General features: G+C 66.2%; 16 protein-coding genes. 6 read left to right on the top strand and 10 right to left on the bottom strand.

Features of this window, described 5'->3' with window-relative positions; translation table 11 throughout:
* Positions 1 to 588: carbon starvation CstA family protein (locus Q4P07_RS00130; protein ID WP_303372851.1), on the bottom strand; the 588-nt coding region annotated here is incomplete at its 3' end.
* 175 nt (positions 589 to 763) lie between these two features.
* A complete protein-coding gene (locus Q4P07_RS00125; protein ID WP_303372850.1) occupies positions 764 to 2,293 on the bottom strand; it encodes an SDR family NAD(P)-dependent oxidoreductase in 1,530 nt (509 codons plus the stop codon).
* A 617-nt stretch (positions 2,294 to 2,910) separates the two neighbouring features.
* Here Q4P07_RS00125 and Q4P07_RS00120 point away from each other — a divergent pair.
* Positions 2,911 to 4,059, top strand: coding sequence for a hypothetical protein (locus Q4P07_RS00120; RefSeq protein ID WP_303372849.1), 1,149 nt, complete (start codon positions 2,911 to 2,913; stop codon positions 4,057 to 4,059).
* A gap of 56 nt (positions 4,060 to 4,115) precedes the next feature.
* Here Q4P07_RS00120 and Q4P07_RS00115 read toward each other — a convergent pair whose 3' ends face one another.
* From Q4P07_RS00115 to Q4P07_RS00085, 7 genes are all read right to left on the bottom strand, one after another.
* Positions 4,116 to 4,349 (bottom strand): hypothetical protein, encoded by a 234-nt coding sequence (locus Q4P07_RS00115; protein ID WP_303372848.1) that lies wholly within the window; start codon positions 4,347 to 4,349, stop codon positions 4,116 to 4,118.
* A gap of 354 nt (positions 4,350 to 4,703) precedes the next feature.
* Positions 4,704 to 5,720, bottom strand: a complete 1,017-nt coding sequence (locus Q4P07_RS00110) for an NADP-dependent oxidoreductase (RefSeq protein WP_303372943.1) — start codon at positions 5,718 to 5,720, stop codon at positions 4,704 to 4,706.
* Between the two features lie 60 nt (positions 5,721 to 5,780).
* Positions 5,781 to 7,394 (bottom strand): amidohydrolase, encoded by a 1,614-nt coding sequence (locus Q4P07_RS00105; protein ID WP_303372847.1) that lies wholly within the window; start codon positions 7,392 to 7,394, stop codon positions 5,781 to 5,783.
* 9 nt (positions 7,395 to 7,403) lie between these two features.
* The gene (locus Q4P07_RS00100; RefSeq protein WP_303372846.1) at positions 7,404 to 10,262 is read right to left on the bottom strand and encodes a cation-translocating P-type ATPase; all 2,859 of its coding nucleotides are present in this window, start codon (positions 10,260 to 10,262) and stop codon (positions 7,404 to 7,406) included.
* 40 nt (positions 10,263 to 10,302) lie between these two features.
* Positions 10,303 to 11,139 carry a peptidoglycan-binding protein gene (locus tag Q4P07_RS00095; RefSeq protein WP_303372845.1) on the bottom strand — a complete coding sequence of 279 codons (837 nt, stop codon included), beginning with the start codon at positions 11,137 to 11,139 and terminating at the stop codon, positions 10,303 to 10,305.
* Positions 11,140 to 11,248: 109 nt separating this feature from the next.
* A complete protein-coding gene (locus tag Q4P07_RS00090) occupies positions 11,249 to 12,004 on the bottom strand; it encodes a YqjF family protein (protein WP_303372844.1) in 756 nt (251 codons plus the stop codon).
* A 72-nt stretch (positions 12,005 to 12,076) separates the two neighbouring features.
* On the bottom strand, positions 12,077 to 12,829 hold the full coding sequence (locus Q4P07_RS00085) for an SDR family NAD(P)-dependent oxidoreductase (protein WP_303372843.1): 753 nt from the start codon (positions 12,827 to 12,829) through the stop codon (positions 12,077 to 12,079).
* Positions 12,830 to 12,957: 128 nt separating this feature from the next.
* Between Q4P07_RS00085 and Q4P07_RS00080 the strand changes: the two genes are divergently transcribed.
* Together Q4P07_RS00080 and Q4P07_RS00075 are read left to right on the top strand one after the other, a co-directional pair.
* The gene (locus Q4P07_RS00080) at positions 12,958 to 13,149 is read left to right on the top strand and encodes a hypothetical protein (protein ID WP_303372842.1); all 192 of its coding nucleotides are present in this window, start codon (positions 12,958 to 12,960) and stop codon (positions 13,147 to 13,149) included.
* 51 nt (positions 13,150 to 13,200) lie between these two features.
* Positions 13,201 to 13,605 carry an HIT family protein gene (locus tag Q4P07_RS00075; protein ID WP_303372841.1) on the top strand — a complete coding sequence of 135 codons (405 nt, stop codon included), beginning with the start codon at positions 13,201 to 13,203 and terminating at the stop codon, positions 13,603 to 13,605.
* Between the two features lie 59 nt (positions 13,606 to 13,664).
* Here Q4P07_RS00075 and ctlX read toward each other — a convergent pair whose 3' ends face one another.
* Entirely contained in the window at positions 13,665 to 14,669 is a 1,005-nt protein-coding gene (gene ctlX / locus Q4P07_RS00070; RefSeq protein WP_303372840.1) for a citrulline utilization hydrolase CtlX, read from the bottom strand.
* A gap of 102 nt (positions 14,670 to 14,771) precedes the next feature.
* Between ctlX and Q4P07_RS00065 the strand changes: the two genes are divergently transcribed.
* The 3 genes from Q4P07_RS00065 to Q4P07_RS00055 form a co-directional block, all read left to right on the top strand.
* Complete coding sequence (locus tag Q4P07_RS00065) at positions 14,772 to 15,197, top strand: Lrp/AsnC family transcriptional regulator (protein ID WP_303372839.1); 426 nt, start codon at positions 14,772 to 14,774, stop codon at positions 15,195 to 15,197.
* Between the two features lie 12 nt (positions 15,198 to 15,209).
* Positions 15,210 to 15,755, top strand: a complete 546-nt coding sequence (locus tag Q4P07_RS00060; protein ID WP_303372838.1) for a DoxX family protein — start codon at positions 15,210 to 15,212, stop codon at positions 15,753 to 15,755.
* A 27-nt stretch (positions 15,756 to 15,782) separates the two neighbouring features.
* On the top strand, positions 15,783 to 16,679 hold an 897-nt coding region (locus tag Q4P07_RS00055), incomplete at its 3' end, for a methyltransferase domain-containing protein (RefSeq protein WP_303372837.1).

Below are 16,679 nucleotides of genomic sequence, written 5' to 3'. Positions count from 1 at the left end.
CGCGACGACCCCGACGATGGACACCACGACCAGGCTCCAGTTGTAACGGTAGATGGCCTGGCCGACGAGGAAGGCGACAACCAAGGCACCCCATGTCGGGATGACCGCAGTCGGGGTGGCGATGAGCAGATTCGCGATGACGACCGCGAAGGCTGCGTTGACCATCAGCAGCAAGAGGAAGATCACCACGAGGAACAGGTTGCGACCGCGGGCGCCGATATAGCGCCCGGACAGCGCGCCGATGGACTGACCGCGGTTGCGGATCGAGGCCCACAGTGCACCGAGGTCGTGCATGCCGGCAAAGAAGACCGTGCCGATGGTGACCCAGAGGAAGGCGGGCAGCCATCCCCAGATGACTGCGACCGCCGGTCCGACGATCGGGGCAGCGCCGGCAACGGAGGTGAAGTGGTGACCCCACAGGACGTATTTATTGGTGGGGACGTAGTCCACACCGTCCTGGAGCTGGTGAGCGGGGGTGGGGAGCGAGTCATCGAGGGCGTAGATCCGTGTAGCGAGGTACTTCGAGTAGAGGAAGTATCCGGCCAGGATCATCGCCACGCCGATGAGGGCCATCGTGAGCGAGTTCATGGGCGCACCTTTGGAGGCGAAGGGGTGGGTGTCGGTCACCTTAGCGGAGGCGCGTCCCCGAGGCCAGGAACCCATCGACATGTCGTGTGCGTGGGCGCTGGCGCCCTTGTGCGCCACGCGAGCTTGGTGGCAACCGTCTCCTCGAGCGCCTGAGGCTCGGGAATGTGTCAAGCGCCTACCAGGGATACGGCTCGTAGTTCTTCAGGAAGACACCGTGGAGGTCCTCGCCGCGCTCACCGCGCACGATCGGGTCGTACACCCGGGCGGCGCCGTCGACAAGGTCGAGCGGGGCGTGCCAGCCCTGTGCGGCGATCTCCAACTTTTCGTGATGCGGCCGCTCGTCGGTGATCCAGCCTGTGTCCACAGCCGTCATGAGGATCCGGTCGGTCTCGAACATCTCGCCGGCCGAGGTGCGGGTCAGCATGTTGAGCGCGGCCTTGGCCATGTTGGTGTGCGGATGTCCGGCGCCCTTGTAACGCCGGGAGAACTGCCCCTCCATGGCCGAGACGTTGACTACGTAGCCTCGGGCTGCGTCGCCGGCGGACTTCCTTTGCTGCTCCACCGCGGCTCTCATCGCCGGCCGCAGCCGGGAGACCAGGAGGAAGGGGGCGACCGAGTTGCACATCTGCACCTCGAGGAGCTCCAGCGGGTCGACCTCATCGACCGTCTGCTTCCACGAGTTGCTCGCAACGACATCGGGCAGCAGGCCGCCGGCGTCGACGGCGGTGCCGGCGAGGTGGGCCTCCAGCGAGGCACTGCCGGCGGAGAGGGCGAGCTTGGTGAGGTCGGCGGCGCTGCGGGCGGCGACGTCCGCGTGCGGCACTGGATGCTCACCGAGCGTCCCGAGCAGCGCGGCCGGGTGCGCCTCGCTCACCCGGTCGAAGGTCAGCATCGTGGGTATCGGCCCACCGCCCTCTAGCGGCTGGGACTCGCCATCGACGAGGCTTGAGTAGGCGCCGGGGGAGCGGCGCACAGTCTGGCAGGCGTTGTTGATGAGGATGTCGAGCGGCCCTGCGGCAGCGACCTCGTCGGTCAGCGCGACAACCTGGGTCGGATCGCGCAGGTCGATTCCGATGATCGTCAGCCGGTTGATCCACTCGGGCGAGTCGGCGAGCTCGGCGAAGCGCCGCGCTGCGTCCCGAGGGAACCTCGTCGTGATCGTCAGATCGGCCCCGTCACGCAGCAAGCGCAGAGCGATGTACATCCCGATCTTGGCGCGCCCCCCCGTGAGCAGGGCCCGCCGACCGTGCAGGTCCGTGCCCTGGTCGCGGCGCAGGTGGCTCAGCGCTGCACAGTCCGGGCAGAGCCAGTGATAGAAGGCGTCGACGAGTGTGTAGTACGCGTGGCACATGTAGCAGCCGCGCGGGAGTTGCAGCTCGCCAGCGTAGCGGGCACCGGTCGAGGAGGTCAGGGGGATCCCCTTCGTCTCGTCGTCGATGCGCAACGGTGAGCCGGTCGCAGTCTGATCGAGGATCGCCTGATCGTGGACGACCATGGGGTCACGCTCCGCCTGTCGCGCCTCGCGGCGCCGGGTCTTCTTCACCCGGTTATGCATCGAGGCGGTGGCCCGCTTGACCGCGGTGATGTTCTCGTGGCCCGCCGGCAATTCGTGGAGCATGCCGAGGACGCGAAGGGTGGTGGCCAGGTCATCGGGGTCGACCTGCACTGCGGCTGCGTTAGCGGGATGCTCGGATGTGGTGCTCACGGACCCCGAGGATACGCGGCCCCAGGTGAGGTCGAGGACAGCCCGAGCACCGCGAGGGGGCCGTTCAGGCTCCCCCTGAGTGAGAGGCAGAGGTCGGTAGAGGCAGGAGTCGACCGGCCTGCGCGGCCCGTCTCTTCTCGACGCGCCGTCGGTCCGAGAAACTTCCTCGGGTTGAGGCCACCTTCCGAGGTCATGCCAGCCAGAAGTTCAATCCCGATGAACTTCTGTGCGAATGAACAATGACTTGGTCTGCGAGGAGGCGTCGCAGCTCGGTCGTCTTCCAGATCTCGCGCGTGGCCATGCGCGACGACCATGTCTCTGAACGTGGCAAATCTGATCTGTTACGAGCATATCGCGGTAGCCGATAAGTGACATTATGTAAAGTCATAGTCTGCGTATTGCATCAGATGAATCATCTCGGTCGACCCGAACCGCTGCCCCACCGGCGACACCAGGCCCGTGGTCTGACCTGGGACGAGCCGGGCTAGTCGGCCGGGGCCAATATGCCCATTCGGCATGAGCCGTGCAACACGCCGTTGGCCTGCGCAAACACGTTTCGATTCTCATCGGGTGCATGTGGAATCACTGGATGAAACAGAGGATTTCGGGAGATTTCGATGCGGATTGACGGATCAGGACGGGTCCAGTTGGTGGCGTCGATGCCGGTCCTGCGGCCTGACGAGCAGGTCCTGCAGATGATGCTCGATGGCTGGCGCAACCAGCAGTTGTCACGAAACGAGCAGTGGATCGACGCCAAGCTCGACGGCCTCCCCGACGAGGTACGCCAACCGGTGCAGCACTTCGCCACATGGCACCACCTGCGGCGCATCCGCGCCAAGGCTGCGTCCGGTGCAGCCACTCGCGGCCCAGTCCACTCCGCGAAGCAGGAGATCACCGAAACAGTGAAGTTCCTGATATGGCTTCACGAGACGTACGAGCGCACCGCCGCCACCTGCACGCAGCAGGACGTCGACGAGTGGCTGGCCACCGGACCGACGACGCGCAGTGCCATCAGAACGTTCTTCGTTATCGCGAAGAGGGCGCGCCTCAACACCACCGTCACGATCCAACACCGAACCGCCAAAGCCAGCCCATCGCTGAGTCAGGACCAGCTGCTCGCCTGGATCCACGAACTACTCACCGGCACCAGTGAATCACTCCCCTACCGCGTCGCCGGGATGCTCCTGCTGCTCTACGCCCAACCCCTGGTCAAAGTCGTCGCACTCCCTACCAGCGTCGTCGACGACGCGGACTCGGGCATGAGTATCAGGCTCGGCACGTACCCGACCGACCTTCCCGAGCCGTTCGCCTCGCTCATCAGAGAACATGCCCCCTCGCGACCGAACCTACGCAGCGGCGCTGGCCCCAACAGCCCGTGGCTGTTCCCCAGCACACTTGCCGGACGGCACCTTCACCCGAACACCGTCATGTGCCGGCTGCGGGACTTGGGGGTCAACCTTCTCGGCGCCCGCAACCGCGCGATCAGCGAGCTCGTCCTGGAGTGCCCACCCCTCGCTCGTCGCGAAAGCACTCGGCTACAGCACGCAGGTCGCCTTCCTCCATGCCGACAAGGCTGCCGAACCTTGGGCCCGCTACTCCGGCCGCTCCATCAGGCTCTGAGCGATGTCCGCGCGGAAATGATGGCCACGGTCCGTCCGTCTCCAAGGACGGGTGACACTCCCCTCCCCTCATGGCGCGCTTGGGCCGCGCTGGACTCCGGATTCGATCTCATGCCGAGAGTCGGGTGCTTCCCCGGATCTTCCTGATCTGCAAAAACCTCGGCAGGAGGGTCGTGACATACCGGATCTGCCGAGAGTCGGTCCTATTTACGGCGCCCGTCCTGCGCGCGTCCCATCTCGTCCAGCACTTCGGACGTGACGCCAGCGATATCCAATCGGTCAACCGCCGAGGCCGGCAGCGTCGTCAGCTGGGTCCCTGCATCGAAGGCGATCATGAGCCGCCCGTTGCGGATCCCGACGACTTGAGCCCGCTCAAAGGTCTCGAAAACACTCGAGTCGTCACCGACAAGGCCGACCTCAATGCTGTGTAGATTCATAAGCCCAGTCAACACTGGAGTCGACTCAGCCGGATCAGCAACGCAGGTCTTCATGATGATGAGGCATGTCACCCGAACGCGTGAACACTTACTCTTCTGCCGCGAGGCGCGCGTGTTCTCGGGTCCTCTCCCCCACTCCGCCGACAGGCCCGAAGCGCCTACAGGGTGCAGCTGGGCGAGGGGAATACAGCCAAGCCGAATACGCAGTGTCTCCAGTAAACCCCTCTGCGTATTCGATACGCCTATCCCGCGCGCCACCTGTAGAACGACAGCGCAGTTGACCATCCGACAAATTGCGTGAACAACTGCGACACGCTCCTGCCGATCGCGACAAGGGCTGACGCGGCTAGTCGCTCACAGCCGGACGACCATCTTTCCGGTGTTGCCGCCACGGAGCAGCTCGATGAAGGCCGCGGGGGCGTTTTCCAGACCATCTCGGACCGTCTCGTCCCACGTGATCGACCCGTCAGCGAGCCAGCCGGCCATCTTCTGCGCGAACTCCTCGGCCTTGTCGGCATACATCCCGACCAAGAACCCCTGAAGGGTCAACTGCTTGCCGATCACCGTCCCAAGGTTGCGGGGGGCCGGACTCGGCTCCGTGGCGTTGTACTGGGAGATGGCCCCACACATCGCTACCCGGCCGTGCGTGTTGAGCACTGAGATGGCCGCCTCGAGGTGCTCACCACCGACGTTGTCGAAGTAGACATCGATCCCCTGCGGGGCTACCTCTTTGAGGAGGTCCACGACGGGACCGTCGTGATAATTAAAGCCCGCATCGAAGCCCAACTCCAGGATCCGCGCCACCTTGTCGGGGGAGCCAGCGCTGCCGAGGACACGCGACGCGCCGCTAGCCTTGGCGATCTGGCCCACGAGGGAGCCGACCGCGCCCGCCGCGCCAGAAACGAAGACAATGTCGCCGTCAGTGAACTTCGCCGCGTACATCAACCCGGCGTATGCCGTCAGCCCGGTCATCCCGAGCGCACCGAGGAAGGCGGACTCGGGCGCCAGTGCAGGGTCGACAATCTTGACGGTAGCGCCGGAGACCACCGCGTGCTCGCGCCAACCTCGGTGGTGCAGCACCGTCACGCCCACAGGCACATCAGGGCAGGAAGAAGCGAGCACCTCCCCCGTCGCGGCGCCCTCCAGTGGTTCGCCGATCTGGAAGGGCGAGACATAGGACTTGCCGTCATTCATCCGGCCACGCATGTAGGGGTCCACCGACATGTAGCGGTTGGCCACCAGCACCTCGCCGTCCTCAAGATCGGGCAGGGCGGTCTCCACCAGTGTGAAGTTGGCCAGCTCCGGCCATCCCTCTGGTCGGGAAGCTAGGTGGATCTCGCGGGTATGCGTGGGCAGCGTGGCGATGATGATCAGTCCTCGGTGAGCTCGGTGGGGTGTCGATCGGTGGTAGTCGGCTGGGACTCGGCGAAGTTAGCTCCCGTGCCGGACCTCGCCTGCGAGCAGCGTCTGCGAAACCGTGATGCCGGAGATGCGGGTGGGGTCGACAGCGGTGGGATCCTCCTCTAGGACCACCAAGTCGGCATACTTGCCCTGCTCGATGGAGCCGGTGATGTCGTCGGCCCGACACTGCCAGGCAGCGTCGATGGTGACCGCGCGCAGACCCGCCTCGACAGAGATGCGCTCATCGCCGTTCAGGATGTCCCCGGATTCCGCCATGATGCGCGTGACGGCATCCTCCACGTAACGCAGCGGCTCGATCGGGGTCACGTTCCAGTCGCTATGCAGGGAGATCCGCAGCCCGGCGGCCAACGCGGAGGCGCACGGGTCGTAGCGGTTGGCACGGGCCTGCCCGAGCAGTCGGTCACGGAAGGCGGTCCCCCACCACCGGATGTGTCCGATGAGGAAGGACGGCGAGAGGCCGAGTGCCACCATCCGGGCGATCTGGTCGTCGTGGAGCACGCTGCAGTGCTCGATGCGGTGGCGGTGGTCACGACCCGGGGCGCGGGTCAGCGCCTGCTCATAGGCATCGAGGGTCACGTCAATAGCAGCGTCCCCGTTGGCGTGCACACCGAGTTGCCACCCGTCGCGGTGGGCCCGGTCCACGACTGCGGCGAGGGCCTCGGGGGAATAGTTGAGTGAGCCGCGGGCATCCGTGCCCAGGTAAGGCAAACGCTGGTAGCCCGTCCCGGCCTGGTTGGAGCCGTCGGACCATGCCTTGATGCCGTCGACCCGCAGGCGGTCATCACCGAAGCCAGGCTCGAGGCCCATCGCCGCCCACGTGTCGTAGAGGGTGGACACCAGCATGCCGCGGTAGCGCACCGGGGACTCCGCGTCCACGACCGTGCGCAGGATGTCCAGGTCCTCGGGTCCGCTGACGGCACCGATGCCGCAGTCGTGGAGCAGGGTGACGCCCTGAGCAGCGGCCTGCCACAGCAGGTCCTTATGGCGGGCCAACATATCGTCGCGGGTGAGGGTGGGGATGCCCTTGACGAAGGCGCCGACAGCTGCTGATTCTTCCAACCGTCCGGTGAGCTCGCCGTCAGGGGTGCGCCCATATCGTGCCTGCGGCGGGTCGGGGCTGTGGCGGTCCACACCCGCCTCGCGCAGGGCCACCGAGTTGGCGTACGCGACGTGGCCATTGCTTTCAAAAACGAGCATGGGACGGTCGGGCGCCAGCGCGTCCAGGACCGCACGGTCCAACTGCGGGTGTCCCCGCGTGATGCTGGGGTCGAACAGCTTGGCAATGACCCAGCCCGTCGAGGTGGGCGCGGCGTTGCGCAAAGTGGCAAAGACGTCGTCGTCGGTGGGATTGGTCATAGGGCTGACATCCACCCAGTCGGCCATCTGCACCATGGCGGCGTGCATGTGCGGATCGATAAGACCCGGAAGCAGCGTCCGGCCCTGAAGGTCTAGCACCTGGGTGGCCGGCCCAATCCCTGCACGGGTGGCGACCTCCTCCGACGATCCGGTGGCCACGATCCTGCCGTCTCGGACCGCTACCGCCGCTGGACGGCTGCCCCTGGCGTCCATCGTCAATATGGGGCCACCAGAGATCACTAGCTCGGCGGCAGTCGAGTCACTCATCAAACGAACCTAGCCGTTGCGGCGGCGGTCGGCCACGCGCTCGAGCAGCTTGACGAGCTCGTCGAACCAGAGCACGCAACTGGCCAGCGCGATGCAGACGACCCAGTGCTCCAGATCAAGGGCTGCCGTGCCAAAGGCCGTCTGCAGCACGGGCATGTGCACGACGGCAATCTGCGCGCCGAGGCCAAAGCCCACGGAGGCCCACAGCCAGTGGTTGCTCCACAGGTCCTTGAACGCCGAGGTGGTCTGCGAGCGCGAGTTGAAGACGTTGAACAGTTGGGCTAGCACCAGAGTCGTGAATCCTGCCGTGCGCGCGACCACGAGTTCGCCCCCTCCGTCGATGAGGCCACCCTCCAAGAAGAGGTCCATGCTCAGCAGCGTGACCAGCGCCATGACCAGGCCGACAGCCAGGATCCCGAACCACATCCGCGCGTCGATCACCCTCTCCCCCGGTCCTCGCGGCTGGCGCGCCATCACGTCATCCGTCTCAGGGTCCACTCCCAGCGCCAACGCCGGCGCAGCGTCGGTGACCAGATTGATCCAGAGGATCTGCGTTGCCAGGAGCGGCACGACGATCCCGCCGGAGGAGGCGTCGTCCAAACCGATGACCGAGGCCAAGATGACGCCCAGGAAGACCGTGAGAACCTCCCCCATATTGGAGGAAAGCAGGTAGCGCAAGAACTTCTTGATGTTGTCGAAGATGACCCGGCCCTGTCGGATCGCCACCACGATCGTGCTGAAGTTGTCGTCACGCAGGATCAGCGCGGCGGCTTCCTTGGTGACCTCCGTGCCGGTGATCCCCATCGCCACGCCGATGTCTGCCGACTTCAACGCCGGCGCGTCGTTGACACCATCGCCGGTCATCGCCACGACATGCCCATTCGCCTGGAGCGCATCGACAATCCGCAACTTGTGCTGGGGTGCGACCCGCGCGAAGACGTCCACCTCGGTGACCACCTGCCGTAGCGCATCCTCGTCGAGCTCGTCCAGCTCCGGGCCGGAAACCACCCTCGCGCCGGATTCCCCGATCCCCAGGTCCTGGGCGATGCGCAGTGCGGTGGAGGGGTGATCGCCGGTGATCATGACCACCCGCACCCCCGCTCGGTGCGCCTCGTGGACGGCTGCGCCGGCCTCCTCGCGCGCGGGATCCATCATCCCGACCAAGCCGACCCAGACCAGGTGCTCCTCCAGGGACTCCGCCACGTCGGCGGACACCTGGCCCGTGTCCAGCTGCTCCGCGGAGAGCAGGGTCTGGTGCTCGCCACCGCCGAGGGGCCGGTAGGCCACCCCGATGGTGCGCATCGCCTGGCTGGAGAGATCCTCCACCTCCTCGAGCACCTTGGCGCGCGTGAGGTCGTCAAGAGGGAAACTTTCCATTCCCTTCCGAAAGTGGCTGCACCTGCGCAGGACGATATCGGGAGCCCCCTTGGTGATCAGCACCAGCGCCTCACCGTCCTCGTGATCAACATGCACCGTCGACATCCGCTTGCGCTCGGAGGTGAACGGAGCCTCGCCTAGGCGGGTGAAGCGTCGTTCGCGCCTCGACGTCAGACCCATCTTGCGCTCGGCGACGAGGAATGCGGCCTCAGTGGGGTCACCCAGGACGGTCCACTGACCGTCCTCCTGCCTCAACTCGGAGTTCGACGCGAGTGAGCCACCCGCCAGCACGACGGTGCCTTCAGCACGCTGCGCATCGCGCGAGAGGTCGGTGTCCACCCCCAGCACCACGTCCCCGGCACGGACCTCACCCTCGGGTCGGTATCCCGCCCCGGTCACCTCAGCGCTGCCCGATGCGGTCACGACGCGCCGAATCGTCATCTCATTGTTGGTCAGGGTCCCCGTCTTGTCCGAGCAGATCACCGTGGCTGAGCCCAGCGTTTCCACGGAGCTCAGGTTCTTGACGATGGCGTTGTGCGCGGCCATTCGTTGGACCCCGACCGAGAGCACGAGAGAGAGCACCGCCGGCAGGCCCTCGGGCACGGCGGCGACAGCGAGGGAGACACCGAGCAGCAGCACGGTGACAGCGTCCTGCGCGGTGTGGACCCCGCTGATCAGCCACACGGTGGTCATCACCACGATGGCGATCACGATGACGGCAGCGCCCAGAAACTTGCCGATGAAAGCAATCTCGCGCTCCAACGGAGTCGCTTCACGGACCGTGACCTCCAGGAGGCGGGCGATAGCACCCATCTGCGTGTCCATGGCGGTATGGGTGACCACCGCACGCCCGGTGCCCTGGGTGACCGCGGTGCCCCGGAACACACTATTGGTCCGATCCCCTAGGGGCACTTCGGAATCCAGCACCCCCACGACCTTGGACACGGCAGCCGACTCGCCGGTCAGGGCCGCCTCAGCAACGCGGAGCGCATTGCCCTCAACCAGTCGGCCGTCGGCCGCGATCTGGTCGCCCTCCGCGAGGACGAGAAGGTCGCCGTGGACCACTTCACGGGCCGGCAACTCCCGCATACGGCCATCCCGTATCACGGTCGCCTGCACCTCCGTCATCCGCTGGAGGGCAGCCACGGCGTGCTCGGCCCTGGCCTCCTGGCTGAAACCGAGGATGGCATTGATCAGCACGATGACCGTGATCACGATCGAGTCGATCGGCCACCCGTGGGCTCCCTCGACTGCCCACGCGAACGTCGCGACCACCACCGCGGTCAACAGCAGATAGATCAGCGGGTCCTGGAACTGAGTGAGGAAGGCGCGCCAAGCCGGCACCGGCGGTGCGGTGCGCAACTGGTTCGGCCCCTCACTCAAGAGCCGCCGTTGTGCCTCGACCTCGGACAGCCCCCGCTGCGGGTCGGTGTCCAGCCCTCGGATCAACTCTGCGAGGTCTTGCGTGGACGCATCCCTGGTGGTCGTCACGATGGCATCCTCGCAGATCCCCTTGGACCGGCGGTCAGCGTCACTCGGACTTCGGCACCACCAGCATGTGCCAGGTGAGTGGGCCGACGACGCCGTCCGAAGGCGGCAGGAAAACGTCCTGGAGGTCGCGGACCGCCTGTTCCGTAAGAGGACCGAAGACACCATCCTCCGAGACTTCCGGCAGGAGAGACTGCACCGCTGCCACGGCCGAGTTGCTGTCTCCCCGCCGGACGGTGGCGATCAGTGCAGGCCAGTCGAGCTGTCCGGTGGTGGTGCTGACGTAGGTCGCCCGCTGGCTCAACTGAAACTGGCGCATGGACTCACCGCTGGCGGCGCCATAGGACCCATCGACAGTCAGGGTCGCGCCGTGATGCACCAGCAGGTGCTGGACCGCCCGGACGCGCCAGTTGTCACTCATCAGGGCCCCCACCTTCACGAGCGGCCACAGCTCTCGTGGTGGCGCAGAGACGAACGACCACGTCTCCGGGCCAGCCACCCCATCGAGGCTCAATCCCCACATGCTCTGGAAGTTGCGCACTCGGGCCTCGGTCGCAGGACCAAACGCACCGTCCACCAACAAATCCGGCTCACCGATGGTCCCGCCGAGCTGGCTGGCTTGAACGGCTCGGACCGCCTCGCTGCTGTCACCGCGACGGGTAGCGACGACAAGTTTGCGCCAGGTGGCGGCGTCAATCTGGCCGGTGGTCCCCAACCCCGAAGCGGTCTGGAGGTCACGCACGGCGCTTTCGGTGAGCGGACCGAAGAAGCCGTCCGCGGTGATGGTCTTGCCTGCCTGCCGAAGTAGGTGCTGGGCGGCTCGGACCAGAAAACGGCGGACGTCACCCGCCGCGAGGACGTGCCACGGTTCGACATTCATGCGGACCCCTCACTATGAGTGGGTCCCAGCCTCCTCCTGCGGCAAGGAAGACGCAACCCCCCACCGCTAAGTCAGCTCCCATCTGATGCGGGCAGACTGCGGACTTCACTCATGGGTGCCGAGGACGTCTCGCGTCCCCGGGAAAGCCAAACTCAGTGCGCACCCCGGGGCTGAAGGCCACGTGATCCGGGGGTCGAGCGGCAAGGTCAGGAAGTCCCACTGACCCCAGGAGTTCGTCGTCTAGAGCAAGCACCTCTGCTTCATGGACCGGCCAGGCCTCGTGGCGGTTGGGGACGTATAACGTCGTGCCCCACCAGCGCACGTGCAGTCCCCACCGGGCGCTAAGGAAGTCATCGAGGTCGCTACTCACACGGCGTGCTCCTGCACGGATCACGATGTGGCTTTCGGTCCGCCGCCCTGGACCCCGCAGGCGGGCGTCATAAGAATGCACTTCGCCGCTGACTCGGTAGCGCATCCGTGCCCAGCGGTAGGGCAACCCGAACGCCGCGCGCGCGCCGGCCACCACCGCGGCCCGGTCGGCATCAAGACTAAGAAAGACGATGCCTCGGCGGCCTGTCTCATCGACCGAGTAAAGCCTCACATTCGTCTCAAGGAACGAGCCCAGCCATGGGACGCCCGGGCCGCGCCCGATTCCCGCGCCCACCATCCGGAACGGGATGAGGCCGACATAGGTGACTCCGTCGAGGGTGTCTGGGCGCACGCCCGGCGGCATCCAGCGTGCGACCTTCTCCGGGTCGACGGCCCAGTGCAGGAAGGTCAGGTCGCGCCAACTCTGGTTCATCATCACCGGGCCAGTCACGGTCGGCGCGTTCGCAGAGACGGGTTCGACGGCTGAGTCGCTCACGCTTCCACTCTGCCTAGACCGCGGAGGTCCTGTCCACAACGGTCCACGGCGCTCCTGCCTCGGCCCGGGCTACTAGGCGGCTGTCCAGCCGCCGTCACTGGCGACGATCGCACCGTTGACGTTGACGGACTCATCGGCCGCCAACCAGGTGATCAATGAGGAGATCTCCTCGGGGCTGGCCATTCTCTGGCCTCTGGGGAATTGCGTCTGCATCCGCTCCCAGGCCCACGCAGATGCCGGGGTCGCGCCCCCGTCAGCGATATTGGTTTCCACACCCGCCGGGCAGATGGCATTGCAGCGAACGCCCTGAGGACCATAGAAGAAAGATGTGTGGCGGGTCAGCCCGATCAACGCGTGCTTGGACGCCGTGTAGGCAGCCCCACCAGCACCGCCGGTCATCCCACCTATTGAGGCCACGTTGACAATCGACCCACCACCCTTGGCGATCATTTGCGGCACCAGCGCTCGGGTCAGGCGCATGGGCGCGGTGATATTGATGGCGAGCACCCGATCCCAGGTCTCGTCGTCCATCTCGGTGACCGGCGTGAAGTGGTCCACGATGCCTGCGTTGTTGATCAAGATGTCGGCTCCGCCGGCCTGCTGCACCGCAGTGACGACACGGGCCAGATCCGCGGAATCGCTCAGATCCCCCGCCACGACCTGCAAGGACTCCCCCAGCTCGGTGGCAAGCTCCTGCAGTTTGTCCGCGTTCACGTCGGCACCCAGCACCGTCGCGCCCTCAGCGATCATTTGCCGGGCTACTGCACGCCCGATTCCTGACGCGGCGCCGGTGACGACGGCGACCTTCCCCTGCATTCTGCCCATGTAACTCTCCTGATCCGCCAGACCGGCCGGTGCCGGACGTTCCGCCACCTTAGCGGGTCCTCCGCCGGCCCTCGGTGGGCGTGTCGGCGGATCATCTTGGTTGCGTCGCAATCCTTGGTGGTGCTGGGATGAACACGCCGGAGCAGATCCGCAAGAGCACGCACAGCTATCTTCCGGACCGGGTCGAGTTGGTCCTGGCCGAGGTTGACCGGGTCGATGCGGAGGCAGGGTGTGCCCGACTTCCTCGACCAGATCGTGACCTCGGGTGGGCAAGATCGGGCTCCGTCCCGGCCTGGGGTGGTCCTCGGGTCGGGCTGTGAGGCGGTCGTTGCCGAGGCGGCACGAGGGCAGGAACGGATTAGGGTCCAGGTATGGCGACCATCTTCAGCAAGATCATCGGCGGCGAGATTCCCGGCCAGATCGTCTACCGGGACGACGTCTGCGCCGCCTTTCTCGACCTTGAGCCACTCACGCAGGGCCATACGCTCGTCGTGCCGTTGGTGGAGGTCGATCAGTGGACCGATCTGCAGCCCGAGACGATCAACCACCTCATGCAGACTGCCGCGCGGATCGGTCGCGCGCAGTTGCAGGCGTTCGGCGGCCACCGCGTCGGGATCATCATTCAGGGCTTCGAAGTGCCGCACGCCCACATCCACGTGTTCCCGACGAGCGGGCCAGAAGACTTTGACTTCGCGCGCAAGCAGCACCGCTCCCCACAACTCCTGGCTGAAGATGCCGGTGCGTTGCAGGCTGCGCTCGCGGCAGATCAGGGGTAGCCCCGCACAGACCGATGGGTCAGCAGCGATCGCTCAAAGCTCGGGGTCGAGACTGGGGCTCAAGACTGACGCAGGGGTGCGTGCAACCCCGCGAGCATGCAGCGTGCCGAGCCGCCGGCGTGCTCGATGGTGGGAACATCGACCGGCAGCACCTCGTGCCCGGCCTCCAGCCGACGTCTCTGCTCGGAGCGCAGTGAAGCCCAGCCACGGGAGGAGATCACCAGCAACGGGTGGTCGCCGGCCCATACTTCCAGCGCGTTGCCGGCGAACTCCCCCATCTGCTCCTCGGTGATCGAGACGACTTCGCGGCCTGACTCATCGAGGTCGTGCACGAGACGAGCGCGCTGGTCGGGATCGCGGACGGTGTCCAACGTGACGATCGCTAGGTGGGTGCCCACCGCCATCATCACGTTGGTGTGATAGATCGGCACGCCGGCGCTGTCGGTGGCGTCGAAGACCACGGAGCGATAACCGTGGTCGAGGCAGAAACTCTGCAGGATCTTCTCGTCTGCACGCGCAGACCGACAGACGTAGGCGATCTTGTGCAGATGGTCAAGGACCATCGCGCCGGTGCCCTCGAGATAGCGACCGACCTCTTCCCACGCGCTGTAGTCGCGGGTCTTCGTGATCTCGAACTGTCGGTGCAGCCCGCTCAGGATGTCCGCCCGGCGCTCCCAGCGGCGCACGGTCGAGCGCATCGGGAAGATTGCGAGGCTGCCGTCGGCATGGGTGGTAAACCAGTTGTTGGGAAAGACCGAGTCCGGGGTGGCCCGCGCCTCGTCCTCCATCAGGTAGACGTCGACGCCAGCCTGCCTCAATTGCTCAGCCATGCGCGTGACCTCCAGGAACGCCGAGCGAGCCACCTCACGTGCGCTCTCTGTCGGCACGGTCATAAACTCGTTGTCGACCATGGTCTGCGGGTTCGGCGTGAAATGGTGCGGCCGCACCATGAGCACAGAGCGGGGTGCCTGCAGCGTCACCGGGGCGGGGGCTGCCTGCATCGCAGCGTGCGTCTGCGTGGGTTCGGGGAACACCGCCTCGTGTCGCTCAGGTGCCAACGTCATACCTCTATTCTGGGCCCGATCCTCCGCCAACAGAACGTCAGAATCACCTAGCATTCTGGGCAGTTTCTACACAATCTCGGCTGCTCGACATACAATATGCGCATGCAGGGACTGGACGACATCGATCGCCTACTGGTGGCACGCCTACGCGACGACGGCCGCGCCTCGGTGTCTTCCCTCGCCGAGGATCTTCACGTCGCGCGGGGCACTGCACAGAATCGCCTTAATCGCCTGGTCAGCGAGGGGGTGATCCGCCGCTTCACCGTCGAGCTGGCGCCCGAGCACGAGAAGCAGACGGTGCGGGCCGTAACGACGATCCAGCTGCACAGCACCACCACGCAGGGAGTGGTCCGCACGCTGCGCACGATCCCGGAGGTGGCCGAGCTGCATGCCACCAACGGGAGCTGGGACCTGGTCGCCGAGCTACGGGCAGCGACTCTCGAAGACCTGGACCGCGCTCTCGTCGATCTGCGGAGCGTCCGCGGGGTAGTCAACACTGAAACCTCTATCCTGCTGAGAACGCTCTAGGAAGGAGCGGGCATGTCCAGACGCGACGACGACTTCCGGGACGCGGCCCGCGCAACCGCGACCGATGAGGCTCCGATGCACCGCGGGGTCTATGACGACTGGGACGAGGACGCGGCCACGGAGGCCGACTACGAGGCGCACAGCCACGGGTTGGACTTCGGCCTGCTGCTCCTGCGACTCGGGGCGCTGGCGCTCCTCCCCCACGGGGTGGCCAAGGCGACCGACCTGGACGCCTTCACCTCGATGGTCGGCTCCAACCTGGTGGGCGGACAGGCTCCGGAATTGTTTGCCTGGCTGATCATGCTCGGTATGGTGGGGTTGCCGATCCTGATCGCGGTCGGCCTCTTCGCCCGACCCGCAGGCTTCTTGTGCGCGGCCATGATGAGCGCCATCTTCGCCCTGGCGATCCTGCCCCGCTTCGACTATCGGCTGCTCGACGACGTGGGGGCCCTGACGGGCGAGAGCGCCCTCCTCTTTGTCGCGTTGACGCTGCCGCTGACCTTCACCGGCGCCGGCCGCTGGTCGCTGGACTCGATGCGGACCGCCGGCCGCCCCTGAGTCCTGCACCTCCGTAGAGTCGAGCATGTGCAATGCGACTACTTCGACGCCCAGGTCTGCCGCTCCTGCACCCTCATGGGCACGGGCTATGCAGCACAGCTCCGCGACAAGCAGGCGCGTGTCGCCGCCACTCTTGAGCGCCGCGCTCCATTCGCGAGGTGGCTCCCCCCTGCACCCAGCGTGGAGTCCGGCTTTCGCAACAAGGCCAAACTGGTCGTGGGCGGCCGCAAGGGTGCCCCGACACTCGGAATCCTCGACCCACAGGGACGCGGGGTCGACCTGCGGCACTGCGGTCTGCACGAGCCGGGCCTGGCCGAGGCCATCCCGGTGCTCGCCCAGCTCATCGCCGCCTCCGGACTGACCCCGTATGACGTGCCGGCTCGCCAGGGCGAGCTCAAGCACCTGATCGTGACCCACTCCCCCGACGACGAGCTGATGATCAGATTGGTGCTGCGTTCCCCTGGCCAGCTCCCACGCGTGCAGGAGCTCCTGGGCGAACTGATGCGCGTGCTGCCCACCACCCGGGTGGTCAGCGTCAACCTCCAGCCCGAGCACAAGGCCGTGCTCGAAGGATCCGAGGAAGCCGTCCTCACCACGGCGGACACGCTGCCGATGAGAATCAACGACCTCACGTTGCACCTGCCTCCGCGCAGCTTCTTCCAGACCAACACCGCGGTGGCGGCCGCGCTCTACCGGCAGTCACAGGTCTGGATCGGGGAGGCGTCACCTGCCACGGTCTGGGATCTCTACTGCGGTGTCGGAGGCTTCGCCCTGCACGCCGCAGCGGCGGGACGCGCGGTGCTCGGCATCGAGAGCTCCCCCGCGGCGCTCAAGGGAGCGCGACGAAGCGCCGCCGAGCACGATGCCCAGGTGACTTTCCAGGTCGGCGATGCCTCCGCATACCTCGTCGGCCGCACGCCCCCC

Origin of the sequence: Ornithinimicrobium sp. (assembly GCF_030537745.1) — a bacterium.
Taxonomy (GTDB): domain Bacteria; phylum Actinomycetota; class Actinomycetes; order Actinomycetales; family Dermatophilaceae; genus Ornithinicoccus.
The sequence above is the reverse complement of the archived record's forward strand: the minus strand, read 5'-3'. Positions and strand labels throughout refer to the sequence as shown.

What these genes read in the sequence shown, in the direction of transcription:
- Q4P07_RS00120 (WP_303372849.1), top strand. Translation starts at nt 2,911, where the DNA reads ATGCGGATTGACGGATCAGGACGGGTCCAGTTGGTGGCGTCGATGCCG.
- Q4P07_RS00115 (WP_303372848.1), bottom strand. Translation starts at nt 4,349, where the DNA reads ATGAATCTACACAGCATTGAGGTCGGCCTTGTCGGTGACGACTCGAGT.
- Q4P07_RS00105 (WP_303372847.1), bottom strand. Translation starts at nt 7,394, where the DNA reads ATGAGTGACTCGACTGCCGCCGAGCTAGTGATCTCTGGTGGCCCCATA.
- Q4P07_RS00095 (WP_303372845.1), bottom strand. Translation starts at nt 11,139, where the DNA reads ATGAATGTCGAACCGTGGCACGTCCTCGCGGCGGGTGACGTCCGCCGT.
- Q4P07_RS00085 (WP_303372843.1), bottom strand. Translation starts at nt 12,829, where the DNA reads ATGGGCAGAATGCAGGGGAAGGTCGCCGTCGTCACCGGCGCCGCGTCA.
- Q4P07_RS00080 (WP_303372842.1), top strand. Translation starts at nt 12,958, where the DNA reads ATGAACACGCCGGAGCAGATCCGCAAGAGCACGCACAGCTATCTTCCG.
- Q4P07_RS00075 (WP_303372841.1), top strand. Translation starts at nt 13,201, where the DNA reads ATGGCGACCATCTTCAGCAAGATCATCGGCGGCGAGATTCCCGGCCAG.
- ctlX (WP_303372840.1), bottom strand. Translation starts at nt 14,669, where the DNA reads ATGACGTTGGCACCTGAGCGACACGAGGCGGTGTTCCCCGAACCCACG.
- Q4P07_RS00065 (WP_303372839.1), top strand. Translation starts at nt 14,772, where the DNA reads ATGCAGGGACTGGACGACATCGATCGCCTACTGGTGGCACGCCTACGC.
- Q4P07_RS00060 (WP_303372838.1), top strand. Translation starts at nt 15,210, where the DNA reads ATGTCCAGACGCGACGACGACTTCCGGGACGCGGCCCGCGCAACCGCG.